The organism is Streptomyces sp. JLSY215, assembly GCF_059682825.1.
The window spans coordinates 4,895,550-4,913,357 of the sequence record NZ_CM185022.1; the positions used below are offsets into that span (position 1 = coordinate 4,895,550).

A 17,808-nucleotide genomic window follows, 5' to 3' on the forward strand; every position below is an offset into this window, starting at 1 on the left:
ACCGATCCCGGCCGGTCTGCGCCGGTCCCGGTCGGCTTCAGCGGTCTCATCCGACGTCATCCGACGCCATCCGAACGGACTGAATGGTGAATTCCATGAGCAGCAAGTCGCGCGCGGTGCGCACCGCGCTTGTCGCGGGGACAGTGATCGCTCTGACGGCCGGGCTGGCCGCGTGCCAGGGCCAGAGCCTGGAGGACAAGGGCGATAAGCACAACGGCGGCGGGAGCGACGAGATCGTCGTCGGCTCGGCCGGTTTCACCGAGTCGAAGGTGCTCGCCGAGATGTATTCCAAGATCCTTATTGACGCGGGTTATCACGCGCGGGTTCAGGCGCTGGCCAATCGTGAGCTGTATGAACCTGCCCTGGAGAAGGGCCAGATCGACGTCGTTCCGGAATATGCCTCCACGCTCGCCGAATTCCTCAACGCCAAGAAGAACGGCGCCAAGGCGAAGCCGGTGGCCTCCAGCGACATCGACAAGACCGTGACAGCTCTCAAGAAGCTCGCCGGTTCCTACGGTCTCAAGGTGCTGCCGGCCGGCTCGGCCACCGACCAGAACGCCTTCGCCGTCACCAAGGAATTCGCCGCCGAGCACAAGCTGAAGACGCTCTCCGACCTCGGCCGGTCGAAGGAGAAGATCAAACTCGCCTCGGGGGAGGAGTGCGAGACCCGGGTGTTCTGCAAGCCGGGCCTGGAGCGGACGTACGGCATCGACATCACGGGCCTCGACCCCAAGGGCGTGGGGACCCCGCAGGCCAAGCAGGCGGTCAAGGACGGCACGGACCAACTGGTGCTGACCACCACCACGGACGCCACGCTCGACAACTTCGGGCTGGTGCTTCTGCAGGACGACAAGAAGCTTCAGAACGCCGACAATGTGCTGCCGGTGGTGAATGCCAAGACCGCCGGCGACAAGGAGATCGCGGGGGCGCTCGGCAGGCTCACACAGACGCTCACCACCGAGGACTTGATCAGCCTGAACCGCAAAGTTGATGCCGAGCGGCTCAAGCCCGGGGATGTCGCGCAGGCATATTTGGAGTCCAAGGGACTGCTGAAGAAGTAACCAGCGAGAAACGGATTGGCGTGCGGGGCCCCATAGGTCCCGCACGCACGGTAAGTTTCTGGCCATGCCACGAGGACGCCACCGCCATTCACCACCCCTCCACCGGCTGCTTCCTCCGTCGACGGTCGCCGGTGCGTCGATTGCGTGCGCCACGGGCGCGTGGTTTGTCGGCGACGATCTGGTGCAGCGGGTACTCGCCGCGGGTGCGGCGGCCGCCGCAATCAGCGGCGCGGTCCTTCTGCGGACCTGGGACCGTAAGGCCGGAAAGAAGGTCGCCGAACTCATCCGCGCCCGAGCGCGCGACGAGTGGCGCACCGAGGAGCGGATAGCCGAGCTCGAAACGGATGTCGAGGAGTCCCGCGAGATCCGCACCACCCTGGATGCCAAATTGCGTGCCAAGCGCGCCGAATTGGCCCGGCTGCGCAGCGAGCACGCCGAACTGCTGCGTCGCTATGCGACCGCGGAGACCGAGCGGGCCAGTGCCCTGGAGGGGCGTCGGCTGCTCGCCATCGAGGCGGCGGCTCCGGCGCGTGCGCTGCCGGCGGCGGCCGAGCGCCGCCCGGCGGCCCCCGGTGCGGCTGCTCCGGTTCCCGCCCCCGCTGCTCCCGCTTCCCCCTCCGTCCCCGCTTCCCCCTCCGTCCCCGCTCCCGCCTCCGGCCCATCGCCCGCCCGCACCATGTACGCCCAGGCGGACCGGGCGCTGCGGCGGCTGGCCCGTAACGCGGCCCGGCAGCGCAACGCCGAGCCCGGCGGCGACGCCCGGCGCGAGGGCGCCCGGGACGGTGAGAGCCGCCAGGGGAAGCCCGAGGCGGCCGTCACCCCTGCGCTCCGCCGGGTCCCGGCCGCCGCCGCTGCCGTGGCACCGCACCGTCCCACCGCCTCCCGCATGCTGGGCGGCTTCGACTTCTTCGGCAACGCCGCCTCCGTACCGCCCCGGCAGCTGACCGCGCCGCTGGAGCACGACCTGGCGGACGTCGTCGGTGACGAGGCGCTGGCCGAGCAGTCGGCGCATGCCGGGGCGCGGCTGACGGCCCCGGCCGGCACGGCGGTCGGCGAGTTGGCTGCGGGCGATACGGGTGAGGGCGCCGCGGCCGTCGGCGAAGCGGCTGACGGTCAGGCGGGTGACCCCACGGCCCCCGAGGGCAAGGGGCCTGACGGTGCGACGACCGACGGCGTGGGCGAGGTCATCGACCTGACCGCGCACGACGAGACCGAGCAGCTCGACCTCGCCGGACTGCGCACCGCCATCTCGTAGGGCGGGACCTCACGTAGGACGGCGGGGCTTCAGGCAGGGCGGCGGGGCGTCACGCAGGACGGCGGGGCGCCGCGCGGAACGGCCGGGGGCCGCCGACGGCATACGGCAGGAAACGGCCCCGCCGCGAAAGCAATGCGACACAAAGTGCGACACGAGTGATTGTCCTATTCCCCGGGGCGCGCGCCGAGTGGCAGGATGCGGCTCCCTTCACCACTGGTGTGAGACCGGTGTGAGGCCACCCTGGGGACGGAGCATCGATGAAGCTTTTCGGGGGCAGCACGGTCCGGCGCAGGGGAGTCGGCCTTGCGCTGGCCGCTTCCACGGTGACGCTCGCCGTCATCCTTCCCGCGGCCCCGGCGCAGGCCGCGAGCGGCCCGTCAGGGATGCAGGCCGCGAGCGGCCCGTCGGGGATAACGGCGAAGGGCGCCTACCTCCTGGACAGCGGGAGCAACCGGACGCTGTGGGGAAGGGCCGCGGACACCAGGCTCGAGATGGCCAGCACCACCAAGGTGATGACGGCGCTCGTGGTCCTGGAGACCCGTGGGGTGAACCTCAACAAGCAGGTCACCGTCAAAAAGGCCTACCGCGACTACGTCGCCCGCTATGGCGCCAGCACCGCCGACCTGCGCACCGGCGACAAGCTGACCGTACGCCAGCTGCTGTACGGGCTGATGCTGCCCTCCGGCTGCGACGCCGGGTACGCGCTGGCCGACGCCCTCGGCAGCGGCCGGACGATGGCGCAGCGGACCCAGTCCTTCATCGCCAGGATGAACGCGCGAGCCAGGTCACTGGGGCTGCGCCGCACCCACTACGACTCGTTCGACGGCATTCCGCACGGCCGCAACTACACCACTCCCCGGGACCTCGTCCGGCTCGCCCGGCACGCGATGGGCAACCGCACCTTCGCCGCCATCGTGAAGGCGCCCCGCACCCGGCAGAAGGCGGCCAACGTCAACCGCACCTACACCTGGTACAACACCAACACGCTGCTGGGCTCCTACCGGGGCGCCCTCGGCATCAAGACCGGCGCCGGCAGCCGGGCGGGCTACTGCCTGGTCTTCGCGGCCAAGCGGGGCAAGCGGACGGTCGTGGGCGCCGTCCTGAACGCCCCGTACCGGTTCCGGGACGCGGCGAGGATGCTCGACTTCGCGTTCCGTACGAGGTGACGGCGATCAGGTGACCGCGATCAGGTGACGGGGACCGGCCGGGTGACCGGCCAGGCGGCGGGGCGAAGTTGTCCACAGGGTGTGGACGACGCCCCGGCCCGCTCGCGCCCGCCCGGCTACTTGTCGATGTCCCCGACGACGAAGAACAGCGAGCCGAGAATGGCCACCATGTCCGCCACCAGCGTGCCCGGCAGCAGCTCCGTCAGCGCCTGGATGTTGTTGTACGACGCCGAGCGCAGCTTGAGACGGTACGGAGTCTTCTCGCCCTTCGAGACGAGGTAGTAGCCGTTGATACCGAGCGGGTTCTCGGTCCAGGCGTAGGTCGCGCCCTCCGGCGCCTTCAGGACCTTGGGCAGCCGCTGGTTGATCGGGCCCGGCGGCAGCTCCGCGAGGCGGTCCAGGCAGGCATCGGCGAGGTCGAGGGAGTTGTGGCTCTGCTCCAGGAGGCATTCGAAGCGGGCCAGGCAGTCGCCCTCCTGGCGGGTAACGACCTTGAGGGTCGAGCCGAGGTCGCCGTAGGCGAGGTACGGCTCGTCGCGCCGCAGGTCGAAGTCGACGCCGGAGGCGCGGGCGATCGGCCCCGAGACGCCGTAGGCATGCACCGTTTCGGGCGCGAGGCGGCCGATGCCGCGGGTACGGCCGCGGAAGATCTCGTTGCCCAGGACCAGGTTGTCGAAGACGTCCATCCGGGAGCGGACATCGGCGACGGCGTGCCGGGCGCGGCCGAGCCAGCCGGCCGGCAGGTCCTCCTTGAGGCCGCCGACGCGGTTGAACATGTAGTGCATCCGGCCGCCGGAGATCTCCTCCATGACGTTCTGGAGCTCCTCGCGCTCGCGGAACGCGTGGAAGACGGGCGTGATCCCGCCCAGCTCCAGAGGGTAGGAGCCGAGGAACATCAGGTGGTTGAGGACGCGGTTCAGCTCGGCGAGGAGCGTACGGGTCCACACGGCGCGCTCGGGGACCTCCATGCCGAGCATCCGCTCCACGGCCATGACGACGCCGAGCTCGTTGGAGAAGGCCGACAGCCAGTCGTGTCGGTTGGCGAGCATGATGATCTGGCGGTAGTCGCGGGCCTCGAAGAGCTTCTCCGCGCCGCGGTGCATATAGCCGATCACCGGCTCGGCGTGCTGGATGCGCTCGCCGTCCAGCACGAGGCGCAACCGCAGCACGCCGTGCGTGGAGGGGTGCTGCGGGCCGATGTTCAGCACCATGTCGGTGCTCTCCGCCGCGCCGCCGATGCCGACCGTCGTCTCCGTCATGGGGACAGTCTCGCAAAAGGCCGCCCCAGGGGACGCCCTGGCCCTCAGCCGTCCCACTCCTTGAGCAGCGCCGCTTCGTCGAGGGCCCCCGTGCACGCCTCGCCCACCGGCTCCAGGAGCCAGCCGAAGGCACCCAGGCCCGCCGGGTCGGTCAGCTCGGCGGCCGCACCGGCCGCGCCGAGGGCCCGTACGTACCCGGCGGGGTCGGTGGTGGCCAGGGCGAGCGGGGGGCGGCGGCCGTCCACGCCGAGGGCGTGCAGCGCCGCGCGCTGGGTCATCAGCCGCGCCGACGGGCGCACGGCACACGCATCCAGCGCCACATGCGCCGTGATGTCGCAGCTGCCGTCCGGCACCGGCCGCACCTCCCGCCCCTCCCGGAAGCCGGTGAGCGTCCCGAACGGCGGCCGGTCCGTCCGCCGGTGCGCGTAATCGACGGCGACCGCGAGCCCGCCCCGCAGCGTGCGGACGGCCCGCGCCCAGGCGGCGTCCCGCGGCCGGCCCACCTCCGCCCGGAGACCGGGGGACCCGGCCGCCTGCCACCACCGCGCCAGCCACTGCGCGTCCGCCCCGGTCACCGGCTCGCCCAGCCGCTCCGTGCCGTCGGCCCGTACGAGTACCCGCCGCGGCACCCCGTCCGCGTCCGTCTCGGCGACGTCGAGCGGCACATTGTCCAGCCACTCGTTCGCGAACAGCAGCCCGGTGAGCGAGCCCTCCGCGGGCAGCCCGGCGCGCCACTCGATGCGCGGATCGAGGCCCTCGGGGCGGGCGGCGAGCTCGACGGCGTACGGACGCACCCGCGCGCCCACCGCGTCCGGCAGCGCGCTCAGCACCCCCGTCAGCAGCTCGCCGCGCCCCGCGCCGACGTCGACCAGCGCCAGCTCCCTCGGACGGCCCAGCGCGGCGTCGACGCGCTGCAGCAGGGCGGCGACGGCACCGGCGTACAGCGGGGAGGCGTGCACGGAGGTGCGGAAGTGGCCGGCCGGGCCGGGGCCGCCGGGGCGGGTGTAGAAGCCGTCGGGGCCGTACAGGGCCCGTTCCATCGCGTCCCGCCAGCCCTGCCACTCGTTCGTCACCCGCCCCACGTTACGGGCGGCCGGCGGGGACCCTGGGTCCGGCTCCGGGGGCCCCGTCCGCAGGGTTGATGTGACGGCGCCTTCGGTCTCCACCTTGGGGAGTACGCCCAGCGCACAGGATCGCTCCTCCGGTTGACTCATACACCTATCCGGCCTGCCTACGCTGGGTTACGTGCAGCGCCTCTACGACTTTCTCCGCAGACACCCGACGGGAGTGGACAGCTTCTGGGCCGTCCTCCTGTTCGGGTTCAGCTGTCTGTGGGTCGTGGCCGACCTCCAGGGCGGCAAGCGGATCGTCGGCGCGGTCTGCACGGTCGGCCTCTGCCTCGTCGTGGCGCTGCGCCGCAAGGCTCCCGTGCCGATGCTGCTGCTGACGGCGGCCATCGGCGTCACCCAGTTGATCTTCGCCGTCATACCGTATCCGGGCGATTTCGCGATGTTTGTGATCACTTACACCGTCGCGTCCGGCCCGGTCCGCTGGGCCTCCCGCTGCGCCCTCGCCGGTGCGCTCCTGGGGCCCGCGCTCTCCGTATGGCGCACTGCGGACGCGCCGGCCGGGCGGCCGGCGTGGGAAACGCTGTTCTTCCTGGTGCTGCTCACGGTGCCGTTCGTCCTGGCCTGGGTGCTCGGCGACTCCATGCGCACCCGCCGCGCGTACTGGGCGCAGCTGGAGGAGAAGGCCACCCGGCTGGAGAAGGAGCGCGAGGCACAGTCCCGGATCGCGGTGGCGGCCGAGCGGGCCCGGATCGCCCGCGAGCTGCACGACGTCGTCGCGCACAACGTCTCGGTGATGGTCGTCCAGGCGGACGGCGCCGCGTACGTCCTCGATGCCGCGCCCGAGCAGGCCCGGCAGGCGCTGGAGACGATCTCCGGTACGGGCCGGCAGGCGCTGGCCGAAATGCGCCGGCTGCTGGGCGTGCTCCGCACCGGCGAACAGCCCGAGGGCGGCGAATACGTCCCGCAGCCCGGCGTCGACCAGCTCGCCGACCTCATCGACCAGGTGCGCGGCGCCGGACTGCCCGTCGACTTCCGGGTGGAGGGCGAGCCGCGCCCGCTGCCCAGCAGCGTCGAGCTGACCGCGTACCGCATCGTTCAGGAAGCGCTGACCAACACCCGCAAGCACGGCGGCGCGGACGTCGGCGCCACCGTCCGCCTCGCCTACCGCGACAGCGACCTCGATCTGCTCGTCGAGGACGACGGACGGGGCGCGCAGCACGAGCTCTACGCGGAGGGCGGCGCGGACGGCCTCGGCCACGGCCTGATCGGGATGCGGGAACGGGTCGGCATGGTGGGCGGCAGCCTGGCGGCGGGGCCGCGGCCGGGCGGCGGGTTCCGGATCAGCGCCGTGCTGCCGTTGAAGCCGGAGAGGTGAGGGAAGGGCGTGGCCATGACCGCGTCCGTGCCCGACCGCTCCCGTCCCGCCCGCCGTATGCGTCCCTTGCGTCTCCTGCGTCCTTTGCGTCTCTCCGTCGACCCGGCCCGCTCCGTACCCTGTAGCCCCACAGTTGAAGGGATCTCCCCGCCATGACCATCCGTGTGATGCTCGTCGATGACCAGGCGCTGCTGCGCACCGGCTTCCGGATGGTGCTGGCCGCGCAGCCCGACATGGAGGTCGTCGCGGAGGCGGGGGACGGGGTGCAGGCCCTGGAGGCGCTGCGTGCCACCCAGGTCGATGTGATCCTCATGGATGTGCGCATGCCGCATCTGGACGGGGTGGAGGCCACCCGGCGGATCTGCGAGGGCGGGCAGAAGGCGGACGCGCCGAAGGTCCTCATCCTGACCACCTTCGACCTCGACGAATACGCCTTCTCCGCGCTGAAGGCCGGGGCCAGCGGCTTCATGCTCAAGGACGTGCCGCCGGACGAACTGCTCGCCGCGATCCGGGCCGTGCACAGCGGCGACGCGGTCGTCGCGCCGTCCACGACCCGCCGCCTCCTCGACCGCTTCACGCCGATGCTGCCCACCACCGGCGCCGAGTCGGCCCGGCCCGAGCTGGAGCGGCTCACGGAGCGGGAGCGGGAGGTGCTGCTGCTGGTCGCCCAGGGACTGTCGAACGGCGAGATCGCGGCGCGGCTGGTGCTGTCGGAGGCCACGGTCAAGACGCATGTGGGCCGGATCCTGACGAAGCTGAGCCTGCGGGACCGGGTGCAGGCGGTGGTGCTCGCGTACGAGACGGGGCTGGTGCGGGCCGGCGGCGGGGCGGGGGCGTAGGCGCCGGACGCGGTCTCCGGGGCCGGCCGCCGCGCCCGCCCGGCGGCGTCCTTCGCGCGTGCCGTCAGCGCAGCACGCCCTCCAGGAAGTCGCTGCCCAGCCGGGCCACCACCTGGAGGTCCAGCTGGTGCAGCACATACCGTCCGCGGCGCCGCGTCTGGATCAGGCCGGCCTTCTTCAGTGTGGCGATGTGCCGCGACACCTCCGGCGAGGTGATCCCGAACGCGGTCGCCAGCTCCCCGGTCGTATGCGGCCCGCGCGACAGCGTGCGGCACAGCTGCATCCGCATCGGATGCCCCAGCGCCTCCAGCCGCTGCTGCACGATGTCCAGCGCGGTCGGCGCCGGCAGCTCCGGGCTCGCGACGGGGTACTGGAGCACGGGACGCCAGCCCGGGGCGTGGCTGAACACCAGATGGGGCCAGCCGAAGGACGTCGGGAGGAAGGTGACACCAGGGTCGGCGGGGCTCGCGTACGCCGTCGTACGGCCCACGGCCAGCTTGTCCACCAGGATGCGGGTACCGGCGCCGTCGCCCTGCGCCTCGTCCAGGGTGAGCGCCGCCGAGGTCGCGGACAGCGTCTCGGCCAGGCCCTTGCGACGCAGCAGCTCGCTCTTGTGCCGGGCGTCGGCGGCCAGTTGGATGCCCACCCGGCGCCAGATGTCGCCGAAGAAGGCGTCCTCGCAGTCCTCGAAGAGGCGGCGCAGCCACTCCCGCAGGCCGTCGGGGTCGGTGAGCATCCGGTCCGTGAACGCCGCCTGCCGCGGGCCGCGGGCGGCGGCCATCTCCCGTACGCGGGCCCGCTCGTCGGCGTCGACCAGCGGCGACGGGGTGACGCGGGTGTACGCGGCGGAGCAGGTGATCTCGAAGGCGGCGGCCACGAACCGCTCGTCGTCGATCTTGTCCAGCTCGTCCAGATCCTCCGCCAGCGTCGCCCCGGGGCGGGCCGGCAGCAGGATGTCCGAACGCGAGGACCGCCACAGGAAGTCCGCCTCGCACAGCCGGTCGGCCAGGTCCGTCTTCAGCCCCGCGTTGGTCGCGGTGACCCAGCCGTGCAGCCCGGGGTGGTGCCCCGGCTCGGACAGCGCATGCAGCGCGGCGCCCAGCTCCGCCAAGGGGGAGGGGGTGAAGACGATGCGCTCCTGCGGCAGCCCGGTGATGTCGATGACGTTGGCCATGTGCCCATCATGCGCGAGGCCGCGACCTGCATGGTCGTCGATTGACGGCTCCCGTCAATCAAAGCGCCAACGGCCCTGCGGTGGTCCCACAGTGAGGCCCATGAACGCCAGCCAGCAACACCTCCTCGATGCCTACCGCGCCGCCCAGCAGGGCCAGGAACCCCCCGTCGCTCCGGGCGCCGCCACCGTCCGTACGCTCCGCGAGGTCCGGCAGTGGCGACGCTTTCAGGCCGTCGTCACGGACCCGGCCGACCGCCTCCCGGCCCGGGTGGGGCGGGCCGCACGGAGGGTGTGGGGAGCCTGGGTGGCACTGCTCAGCCGCCGGCCGTCTGCACCCGCGCCAGGAACTCCGCAAGGGCCGCCCGTACATCCTTAGGCGTCCACTCCAGGGCCGGCGCCCCGATCGACACCTCCGTCATCGACAGGCCGGGAGGGCCGGCGCCGTCCGGCGTGAACCAGTACCGGAACGGCAGGATCCCGGTCTCCTCCGCCAGCCGCGCCCCGGCCTCGTTCAGGACCTCCGGTGGATAGGGGAGCCACACCTGGAACTCATGGGTGTGCGGGATCTCCGGATGCACCCGGGACCAGGGCGGACCCGCCTCGGCCAGGCCGTCGCGGAGCGCCCGTGCGACGACCTTCGCGTGGGCCACGTACTCCGGCAGCCGCGGCAGCACGCGGTCCAGTCCGGTGAGGGCGGCCAGCGCGGCCGGCCACTGCTGGAACAGCTGGCCGCCGTAGCGGTGCCGCCAGGCGCGGGCCTCCTCGACGAAGTCCTCCGGGCCCGCCAGGGCGGCGCCCGATATGCCGCCCAGCGATTTGTAGAACGAGACATAGACGCTGTCCGCCAGGGCGGCGATCTCCGGCAGCGAACGGCCGAAGTGGGCGGTGCATTCCCACAGCCGCGCCCCGTCGAAGTGGATCACTGCCTCACGGTCCCGCGCGGCGGCCACGGTGGCCTCCAGGTCCTCCCATTGCGGGAGTACGAAGCCCGCCTCCCGCAGCGGGAGTTCGACGGCGAGGGTGCCGAAGGGCTCCTGCAGGTCGTGTATCTCCTCGGCCGTCGGCAGCCGTGGTGCGCGCGTCGGATGCACCATGCGCAGCCCGCTGACCACCGCATACGCGTCGCGTTCGTGTACCTCCAGATGGGAGAGGGGGTGCCCGGCGACCGTCCGGCTGCCCGTGCGCCCCGCCCAGCAGCGCAGCGCGACCTGCTGCGCCATCGTGCCGGTCGGGAAGAAGGCAGCGGCCTCGGTGCCCAGGAGCTCGGCGGTGCGCCGCTCCAGCTCGCCCACGATGCCGTCGCCGTAGGTGTCCGTCCAGTTGTCCAGGTCGTACGAGGCGGGCGCGTCGGCGAGCAGCCGGTCCAGGCGCTCGCGGACCGTCACGCCCGACGGGCCGTCCGCCAGCCTCCGCTCCGCACCGCGCCACGCCGTGATCAGCCGCACCCGGTCCGGCGCACGGTCCCCGGCCCCGCTCCCGGTCCCGGACTGGCCCGCCGCCCCGTCGGCCCCCTGCTCCGCCGCACCGGCCCCCGCCTCCTGCTTCCGTGCGCCTTTCTCCACGGCCCCCACCTGCCCTTCCGTCCGTCACTCCGTCTGTCCGTCAGTCCGTGCGTGCCGTCCCTGCCTGCAGCCCGTACGTGCAGCCCGTACGTGCAGCCCGTACGTGTGCAGTCCGTGCCTGCCGTCCCTGCCGTCCCCGCACCCCGTGCGTGCCGACGCCTGGATCATGACGCAGTTCCTCGCAGACCCGCGACCCCTGTGGATAAAGTTGTGGATAACCCGCTGGGCGGTGTGCGGAGTGGGCCCCGTCTCATCCTCCGTACAGCCCTCCGGGCGGCCGGAAACACTCGCGTAGCATGGCGAGGAATCGTCCGGTACCCCCCGCGGACTGGAACGGAAGGCCATCGCCGCGTGAATGCAACCCCACCCCTCGAGGCCCAGGACCGCCCCGCCCGGCTCACCGTCGGAGTCGTCGGCGCGGGCCGTGTCGGGCCCGCCCTCGCCGCGTCGTTGCAGCTCGCCGGGCATCGCCCGGTCGCCGTCTCGGGGGTCTCCGACGCCTCCGTACGCCGCGCCGCGGCCCTGCTCCCCGATGTCCCCCTGGTCACCCCGGCAGAGGTGCTCGCCCGCGCCGATCTCGTACTGCTGACCGTCCCCGACGACGCCCTCGCCGACCTGGTGCGCGGCCTCGCCGAGACCGGCGCCGTGCGGCCGGGCCAGCTGCTGGTGCACACCTCCGGGCGCTACGGCACGGCCGTGCTCGATCCGGCCACCCGCGCCGGCGCGCTGCCCCTCGCGCTGCACCCCGCCATGACGTTCACCGGCACCTCTGTGGACGTCCAGCGGCTGGCCGGGTGCTCGTTCGGGGTGACCGCGCCCGACGAGCTGCGGATGGCCGCTGAGGCGCTGGTCATCGAGATGGGCGGGGAGCCCGAGTGGATCGCGGAATCGGCCCGTCCGCTCTACCATGCGGCGCTCGCCATCGGCGCGAACCACCTGGTCACCCTCGTGGCGCAGTCGATGGAGCTGCTGCGCACCGCAGGTGTCGAGGCTCCCGACCGGATGCTCGGCCCGCTTCTCGGCGCCGCCCTGGACAACGCCCTGCGCTCGGGAGACGCCGCCCTGACCGGGCCGGTCGCGCGCGGGGACGCGGGTACGGTCGCCGCGCATGTCGCGGAGCTGCGCCGGCACGCCCCGGGGAGCGTCGCCGGGTATCTGGCGATGGCCCGTACGACCGCGGACCGGGCGCTCGCCCACGGTCTGCTCAAGCCGGAACTGGCCGAGGACCTGCTCGGCGTCCTCGCCGGCCCCGCGCCCGACCGGCCGGGCGACGGCCCCGCCCCGGACGGCGGCTCCGGCCTCGACGGCGGTCCCCGCAACGGCTCGGACGACGCCCCCGACGACACCCCCGACGACACCCCCGAAACCGGCCCGGACAACGGCCCCCACCCCGACAGCAACGGCCCCGCCGGAGGCGACCGATGACCCCCTCGCCCCCGCCCGCCCACCTCCTCCACACCGCCGCCGCCCTCCGCGACCTCCCGCGCCGCGACGGCCTCCGCGCCGTCGTCATGACCATGGGCGCGCTGCACGAGGGGCACGCCACCCTGATCCGCGCCGCGCGGACGAGGGTCGGGGCGCAGGGCCAGGTCGTGGTCACGGTCTTCGTCAATCCGCTGCAGTTCGGGGCGGGCGAGGACCTGGACCGCTACCCCCGCACCCTGGACGCGGACGTGGCGCTGGCCGCCGAGGCGGGCGCGGACGTGGTGTTCGCGCCGTCCGCCGACGAGGTCTACCCGGGCGGGGAGCCGCAGATCAGGATCGCCGCGGGGCCGATGGCCACGCTCCTGGAAGGCGCCAGCCGCCCCGGCCACTTCGACGGTGTGCTCACGGTCGTCGCGAAACTGCTGCACCTGACGGCGCCCGACATCGCCCTCTACGGGGAGAAGGACGCCCAGCAGCTCGCCGTGATCACCCGCATGGCCGCCGATCTGAACTTCCCCGTCGAGATCGTGGGCGTGCCGACGGTCCGCGAGGACGACGGCCTGGCCCTCTCCAGCCGTAACCGCTATCTCTCCAGGCCCGAACGCCGCACCGCGCTCGCGCTGTCCGCCGCGCTGTTCGCGGCCCGCGACCGGCTCACCGCGGAAGAGGCCCTGCGCGCCCGCGCCGCCTCCACCGGCCACCCGGCACAGGACCGCGCCGCGGCGCTGGCCGCCCTCGGCGAGGACCGGGCCGCCGCGGACGCGCACGCCGTCGCCTATGCCGCCGCCGGCCCGCCGCACGGCCCGTCCGTGGCTCGCGCCGCGGCCCGCGCGGTCCTGACGGACGCGGCCCACCTGGACCCGCCGCTCGAACTGGACTACCTGGCGCTGGTCGATCCGTCCGACTTCACCGAGGTCGCGGACGCCTACGAGGGCGAGGCGGTCCTCGCGGTCGCCGCCAAGGTCGGCACCACACGCCTCATCGACAACATCCGCCTCGTGTTCCCTCCGGCGGCAGGCACGGCGGACGCCCCCGCAGCGCCGCGCCACGCGGCCGCCGCCGGGACCCGCGCCGCCGCCGACGGCCCCGGCGCGACCCTGCCCGCACACCCCACCACCACTCCCCAAGGCCCCCTCGGAGCGCCCCGATGACCGCCACAGGAACCGGCCCCGGCCAGGCGATAGCCCCCGGCACCGCCCCAGCCCCCGGCATACGCCTGACCGCTCCCGCCCCCGGCTGGTCCATCGAGGCGGACGTCGTCGTGGTGGGCTCCGGAGTGGCCGGGCTGACCGCGGCCCTGCGCTGCGCCGCCGCCGGCCGCCGTACGGTCGTCGTCACCAAGACCCGGCTCGACGACGGCTCCACCCGCTGGGCCCAGGGCGGCATCGCCGCGGCCCTCGGCGACGGCGACACCCCCGAGCAGCATCTGGCCGACACCCTCGTCGCGGGCGCCGGACTGTGCGACGAGGCGGCCGTACGGGCCCTGGTCACCGAAGGCCCGGACGCCGTGCACCGGCTGATCGCCGCCGGCGCCCGCTTCGACACCGCACCGGACAGCGACGAGATAGCGCTCACCCGTGAGGGCGGCCACCACCGCCGCCGTATCGCGCACGCGGGCGGCGACGCCACCGGGGCCGAGATCTCCCGCGCGCTGGTCGAGGCGGTCCGCGCCGCCGGACTGCGCACCATCGAGAACGCCCTCGTCCTCGACCTGCTCACCGACGCCGACGGCAACACCTCCGGCGTCACCCTGCACGTCATGGGGGAGGGGCAGCACGACGGCGTCGGCGCGGTGCACGCCCCGGCGGTGGTCCTCGCCACCGGGGGCATGGGGCAGGTCTTCTCCGCCACCACCAACCCCGCCGTCTCCACCGGTGACGGCGTGGCGCTGGCGCTGCGTGCCGGGGCCGAGGTGTCCGACCTCGAATTCGTCCAGTTCCACCCCACCGTCCTGTACTTGGGGCCGGACGCGGAGGGCCAGCAGCCGCTGATCTCCGAGGCGGTACGGGGCGAGGGCGCCCACCTGGTCGACGCCGACGGCACCCGCTTCATGGTCGGGCAGCACGAACTCGCCGAGCTGGCCCCGCGCGACATCGTCGCCAAGGCGATCATCCGGCGGGCGCTGGAACAGGGCGCCGACCACATGTACTTGGACGCCCGGCACTTCGGCGCCGAGATGTGGGAACACCGCTTCCCGACCATCCTCGCCGCCTGCCGCGCCCACGGCATCGACCCGGTCACCGAGCCCATCCCGGTCGCCCCGGCCGCCCACTTCGCCTCCGGAGGCGTCCGTACGGACCTGCACGGGCGCACCACCGTGCCCGGCCTCTACGCCTGCGGCGAGGTCGCCTGCACCGGTGTCCACGGCGCCAACCGCCTGGCCTCCAACTCCCTCCTGGAGGGGCTGGTGTTCGCGGAGCGCATCGCCGAGGACATCACCGCGCACCCCGTACGGCAGCCCGGGGAGCACCGGCTGCCCGGCGGCCCGCCGGTGCCGCTGCTGTCGCCCGAGGCACGCTTCGAGATCCAGCGGATCATGACCCGGGGCGCCGGCGTCCTGCGGTCCGAGGCGAGCCTGGCGGAGGCCTCCGTCGCGCTCAACCGGATGACCGCACGGGCCCGCACCGAATCCGACGAGGGCAAGACGGCCGAGCCCGGCGTGGAAGCCTGGGAGGCCACGAACCTTCTGCTGGTGTCGAGGGTGCTGGTCTCCAGTGCCCGCAGGCGCAACGAGACCCGCGGCTGCCACTGGCACGAGGACTTCCCCGACCGGGACGACGCGTCCTGGCAGCGCCACACCCTGATCACCCACAGTCCGCCGCACACCCTGGTCCACCGCGCCACGGACACCGCCGACTTCCCCGCCACCCAGCCCGAAACGGAGCCGAACCCGTGAGCAGCACCCCCAACGACCTCCCCCTCCTCCAGATCGGCGGGCCCTCCAACGGCGCCCCCGCGGGCGGAGGCTGCGGCGATGCCTGCGGCTGCGCCGGCGGCGACGACGGCGCGTACGAGCTGGACCCGCTGAGCTGCGGCCTCGACCCCGACCTGGCCGCGCTCCTGGTGGCCGCCGGCCTCGACCCCGTACAGGTCGAGGACATCGCGCACCTCGCCGTCGAGGAGGACCTCGACCAGGGCGTGGACGTCACCACCGTGGCCACCATCCCCGAAGACGCCGTCGCCACCGGCGACTTCACGGCCCGCGAGGCCGGTACGGTCGCCGGGCTGCGGGTCGCCGAGGCGGTGCTGTCCATCGTGTGCACCGACGAGTTCGCGGTCGAGCGGCATGTCGAGGACGGCGACCGGGTCGAGGCCGGCACGAAGCTGCTGTCGGTCACCACGCGCACCCGCGACCTGCTCACCGCCGAGCGCAGCGCGCTGAACCTCCTGTGCCGGCTGTCGGGCATCGCGACCGCCACCCGCGCCTGGGCGGACGTCCTGGAGGGCACCAAGGCCCGGGTCCGCGACACCCGGAAGACGACACCGGGGCTGCGCGCCCTGGAGAAGTTCGCGGTGCGCTGCGGCGGCGGGGTCAACCACCGGATGTCGCTGTCGGACGCGGCGCTGATCAAGGACAACCACGTCGTCGCGGCGGGCGGCGTGGCCGCGGCGTTCACGGCCGTACGGGAGGAGTTCCCGGGGCTGGCCATCGAGGTGGAGGTCGACCGGATCGACCAGATCCCGCCGATCCTCGCCGAGGGCGCCGATCTCATCCTTCTCGACAACTTCACGCCGGAGCAGACGAAGGAGGCCGTGGAGCTGGTCGCGGGCCGCGCGATGCTGGAGTCCTCCGGCCGCCTGACCCTCGCCAACGCCCGCACCTACGCGGAGACCGGCGTCGACTACCTGGCCGTCGGCTCGCTCACCCACTCCTCCCCGATCCTCGACATCGGCCTCGACCTGCGTGAGGGCGACACCGAGGAGAGCGGCGACGAGAGCGGCGACGAGAACGGCGAGGCCGAGGCCGGCAACCAGGACGAGGGCCGCTGACCGCCATGCTGCTCACCATCGACGTCGGTAACACCCACACCGTCCTCGGCCTCTTCGACGGCGAGGAGATCGTCGAGCACTGGCGGATCTCCACCGACGCCCGCCGCACCGCCGACGAGCTGGCCGTGCTCCTCCAGGGCCTGATGGGGATGCATCCCCTCCTGGGCGACGACCTGGGCGACGGCATCGAGGGCATCTCCATCTGCTCCACCGTCCCCTCCGTGCTGCACGAGCTGCGCGAGGTCACCCGCCGCTACTACGGCGACGTCCCGGCCGTCCTCGTCGAACCCGGCGTGAAGACGGGCGTGCCGGTCCTCATGGACAACCCCAAGGAGGTCGGCGCCGACCGCATCATCAACTCGCTGGCGGCCGTCGAGCTCTACGGAGGCCCGGCGATCGTCGTGGACTTCGGTACGGCCACCACCTTCGACGCGGTCAGCGCGCGCGGCGAATACGTCGGCGGCGTGATCGCGCCGGGCATCGAGATCTCGGTGGACGCGCTGGGCGTCAAGGGCGCCCAGCTCCGCAAGATCGAGCTGGCCCGGCCGCGCAGCGTCATCGGCAAGAACACCGTCGAGGCGATGCAGTCCGGCATCCTCTACGGCTTCGCGGGCCAGGTGGACGGCGTGGTGCAGCGGATGGCGCGGGAGCTGGCCGACGACCCGGACGAGGTGACGGTGATCGCCACCGGCGGCCTGGCCCCGATGGTCCTCGGCGAGTCCTCGGTGATCGACGCACACGAGCCCTGGCTCACCCTGATCGGCCTGCGGCTGGTGTACGAGCGGAACATCGCCCGGTCCTGACGTCGCGCCTCACCGGGTCCCGGTGCTGGCCTCGCACACCGTCAGGTCCTGGCCTCGTACGCCGCCGGGACCTGGCGAGATCGCTCCGTACCGCCAGCCGCGCCATCGTGCACGAATTAAGCGGCTTTTGTCCGAAACGGTCGTAAAGTCGCCGCATGCCTATGCCAAACGGATCCCGCGGCGGCATGACGTTCAGCGCCGATGAGCTGCGAGTGCTCCGTCGCGCTCTCGCCCATGCCCTGCAGTCAGCCACTTTGGTGGACCGCGCCGTCCCGCTCGGCACCGCCCTGCAGTGGCCCGAGGAAATCCAGGAATACCTCCGGCTGGCGGAGGCGGTGGACGAGGCGGTCCGCGAAGGCGGCCGGCTGCGCGCCTTCCTGCTCGCCGACCTCGCCCGCTACCGCGAGACCCTGCCCGGTTCGGCCGCCGGCTACCTCGCGCACCTCAAGGAGGCACTGGAGGCCGGCTACGTCCCCGGCCCCGCCGACCTCGCCGCCCTGCGCTCCCTCGTCGCGCGGCGCACCGGAGCCGTCGAGAGCGAACGCCGCGCCACCTTGCTGCGCCACTGCGAGCAGCTGGCCGAGCGCTCCGTACGGGCCCGGCTGCGGGCCCTGCCCGGAGGGCGTGCGGCGCACGAGCCGGAGCGTGCGCCGGAGTCCGAGCCGGAGTCCGAGCCGGCCGCCGAGCCCAAGCGGCGGCCGCAGCCCGCACCGCAGCCCGCCCCCAGGTCCCCGCGCCCGGACCGCCCGATCCCGACGCCCGGCGAGGTCTTCCCGCCCCGCCGCAAGCCCGCCCCGCCCCCCGAGACACGTACCGCCTGAGCGCTGCG

At 73.3% G+C, this 17,808-nt stretch carries 15 protein-coding genes; 11 read left to right on the forward strand and 4 right to left on the reverse strand.

Annotation, left to right across the window (positions count from 1 at the left end; genetic code table 11):
* Nucleotides 1–95: 95 nt before the first annotated feature.
* From AC5677_RS21985 to AC5677_RS21995, 3 genes are all read left to right on the forward strand, one after another.
* Nucleotides 96–1,061 (forward strand): ABC transporter substrate-binding protein, encoded by a 966-nt coding sequence (locus AC5677_RS21985; RefSeq protein WP_497189634.1) that lies wholly within the window; start codon nt 96–98, stop codon nt 1,059–1,061.
* 64 nt (nt 1,062–1,125) lie between these two features.
* A complete protein-coding gene (locus tag AC5677_RS21990; protein ID WP_497189635.1) occupies nt 1,126–2,316 on the forward strand; it encodes a hypothetical protein in 1,191 nt (396 codons plus the stop codon).
* 257 nt (nt 2,317–2,573) lie between these two features.
* Complete coding sequence (locus AC5677_RS21995) at nt 2,574–3,482, forward strand: D-alanyl-D-alanine carboxypeptidase family protein (RefSeq protein WP_497189636.1); 909 nt, start codon at nt 2,574–2,576, stop codon at nt 3,480–3,482.
* A 116-nt stretch (nt 3,483–3,598) separates the two neighbouring features.
* Here AC5677_RS21995 and AC5677_RS22000 read toward each other — a convergent pair whose 3' ends face one another.
* Both AC5677_RS22000 and AC5677_RS22005 read right to left on the reverse strand, forming a co-directional pair.
* A complete protein-coding gene (locus tag AC5677_RS22000) occupies nt 3,599–4,741 on the reverse strand; it encodes an NADH-quinone oxidoreductase subunit D (protein WP_497189637.1) in 1,143 nt (380 codons plus the stop codon).
* 44 nt (nt 4,742–4,785) lie between these two features.
* Nucleotides 4,786–5,781, reverse strand: coding sequence for an SAM-dependent methyltransferase (locus tag AC5677_RS22005; protein WP_497196710.1), 996 nt, complete (start codon nt 5,779–5,781; stop codon nt 4,786–4,788).
* 205 nt (nt 5,782–5,986) lie between these two features.
* Here AC5677_RS22005 and AC5677_RS22010 point away from each other — a divergent pair, with 205 nt between their 5' ends.
* The gene (locus AC5677_RS22010) at nt 5,987–7,186 is read left to right on the forward strand and encodes a sensor histidine kinase (protein WP_497189638.1); all 1,200 of its coding nucleotides are present in this window, start codon (nt 5,987–5,989) and stop codon (nt 7,184–7,186) included.
* 152 nt (nt 7,187–7,338) lie between these two features.
* Nucleotides 7,339–8,025 carry a response regulator gene (locus AC5677_RS22015; protein ID WP_497189639.1) on the forward strand — a complete coding sequence of 229 codons (687 nt, stop codon included), beginning with the start codon at nt 7,339–7,341 and terminating at the stop codon, nt 8,023–8,025.
* 64 nt (nt 8,026–8,089) lie between these two features.
* Here the strand turns inward: AC5677_RS22015 and AC5677_RS22020 are convergent, their stop codons facing one another.
* Nucleotides 8,090–9,199, reverse strand: a complete 1,110-nt coding sequence (locus tag AC5677_RS22020; protein WP_497189640.1) for a DUF5937 family protein — start codon at nt 9,197–9,199, stop codon at nt 8,090–8,092.
* Between the two features lie 314 nt (nt 9,200–9,513).
* On the reverse strand, nt 9,514–10,761 hold the full coding sequence (locus AC5677_RS22025) for a threonine aldolase family protein (RefSeq protein ID WP_497189641.1): 1,248 nt from the start codon (nt 10,759–10,761) through the stop codon (nt 9,514–9,516).
* Between the two features lie 351 nt (nt 10,762–11,112).
* Between AC5677_RS22025 and AC5677_RS22030 the strand changes: the two genes are divergently transcribed.
* From AC5677_RS22030 to AC5677_RS22055, 6 genes are all read left to right on the forward strand, one after another.
* On the forward strand, nt 11,113–12,186 hold the full coding sequence (locus AC5677_RS22030; protein WP_497189642.1) for a Rossmann-like and DUF2520 domain-containing protein: 1,074 nt from the start codon (nt 11,113–11,115) through the stop codon (nt 12,184–12,186).
* Nucleotides 12,183–13,337 carry a pantoate--beta-alanine ligase gene (gene panC, locus AC5677_RS22035; protein WP_497189643.1) on the forward strand — a complete coding sequence of 385 codons (1,155 nt, stop codon included), beginning with the start codon at nt 12,183–12,185 and terminating at the stop codon, nt 13,335–13,337. Before AC5677_RS22030 ends, panC begins: the two co-directional genes overlap by 4 nt.
* Nucleotides 13,334–15,082, forward strand: a complete 1,749-nt coding sequence (locus AC5677_RS22040; protein WP_497189644.1) for an L-aspartate oxidase — start codon at nt 13,334–13,336, stop codon at nt 15,080–15,082. The genes panC and AC5677_RS22040 overlap by 4 nt, the downstream gene beginning before the upstream one ends.
* Entirely contained in the window at nt 15,079–16,176 is a 1,098-nt protein-coding gene (nadC, locus tag AC5677_RS22045) for a carboxylating nicotinate-nucleotide diphosphorylase (protein WP_497189645.1), read from the forward strand. The genes AC5677_RS22040 and nadC overlap by 4 nt, the downstream gene beginning before the upstream one ends.
* A gap of 5 nt (nt 16,177–16,181) precedes the next feature.
* The gene (locus tag AC5677_RS22050) at nt 16,182–16,979 is read left to right on the forward strand and encodes a type III pantothenate kinase (RefSeq protein ID WP_403498800.1); all 798 of its coding nucleotides are present in this window, start codon (nt 16,182–16,184) and stop codon (nt 16,977–16,979) included.
* Between the two features lie 155 nt (nt 16,980–17,134).
* Nucleotides 17,135–17,800: a hypothetical protein gene (locus AC5677_RS22055; RefSeq protein ID WP_497189646.1), complete on the forward strand. Its 666-nt coding sequence runs from the start codon at nt 17,135–17,137 to the stop codon at nt 17,798–17,800.
* Nucleotides 17,801–17,808 lie beyond the last annotated feature (8 nt).

Coding starts and splice junctions, on each gene's coding strand:
- AC5677_RS22055 (WP_497189646.1), top strand. CDS start 17,135: ATGCCTATGCCAAACGGATCCCGCGGCGGCATGACGTTCAGCGCCGAT.
- AC5677_RS21985 (WP_497189634.1), top strand. CDS start 96: ATGAGCAGCAAGTCGCGCGCGGTGCGCACCGCGCTTGTCGCGGGGACA.
- AC5677_RS22015 (WP_497189639.1), top strand. CDS start 7,339: ATGACCATCCGTGTGATGCTCGTCGATGACCAGGCGCTGCTGCGCACC.
- panC (WP_497189643.1), top strand. CDS start 12,183: ATGACCCCCTCGCCCCCGCCCGCCCACCTCCTCCACACCGCCGCCGCC.
- AC5677_RS22000 (WP_497189637.1), bottom strand. CDS start 4,741: ATGACGGAGACGACGGTCGGCATCGGCGGCGCGGCGGAGAGCACCGAC.
- AC5677_RS22050 (WP_403498800.1), top strand. CDS start 16,182: ATGCTGCTCACCATCGACGTCGGTAACACCCACACCGTCCTCGGCCTC.
- AC5677_RS22040 (WP_497189644.1), top strand. CDS start 13,334: ATGACCGCCACAGGAACCGGCCCCGGCCAGGCGATAGCCCCCGGCACC.
- AC5677_RS22020 (WP_497189640.1), bottom strand. CDS start 9,199: ATGGCCAACGTCATCGACATCACCGGGCTGCCGCAGGAGCGCATCGTC.
- AC5677_RS22005 (WP_497196710.1), bottom strand. CDS start 5,781: ATGGAACGGGCCCTGTACGGCCCCGACGGCTTCTACACCCGCCCCGGC.
- AC5677_RS21990 (WP_497189635.1), top strand. CDS start 1,126: ATGCCACGAGGACGCCACCGCCATTCACCACCCCTCCACCGGCTGCTT.
- AC5677_RS21995 (WP_497189636.1), top strand. CDS start 2,574: ATGAAGCTTTTCGGGGGCAGCACGGTCCGGCGCAGGGGAGTCGGCCTT.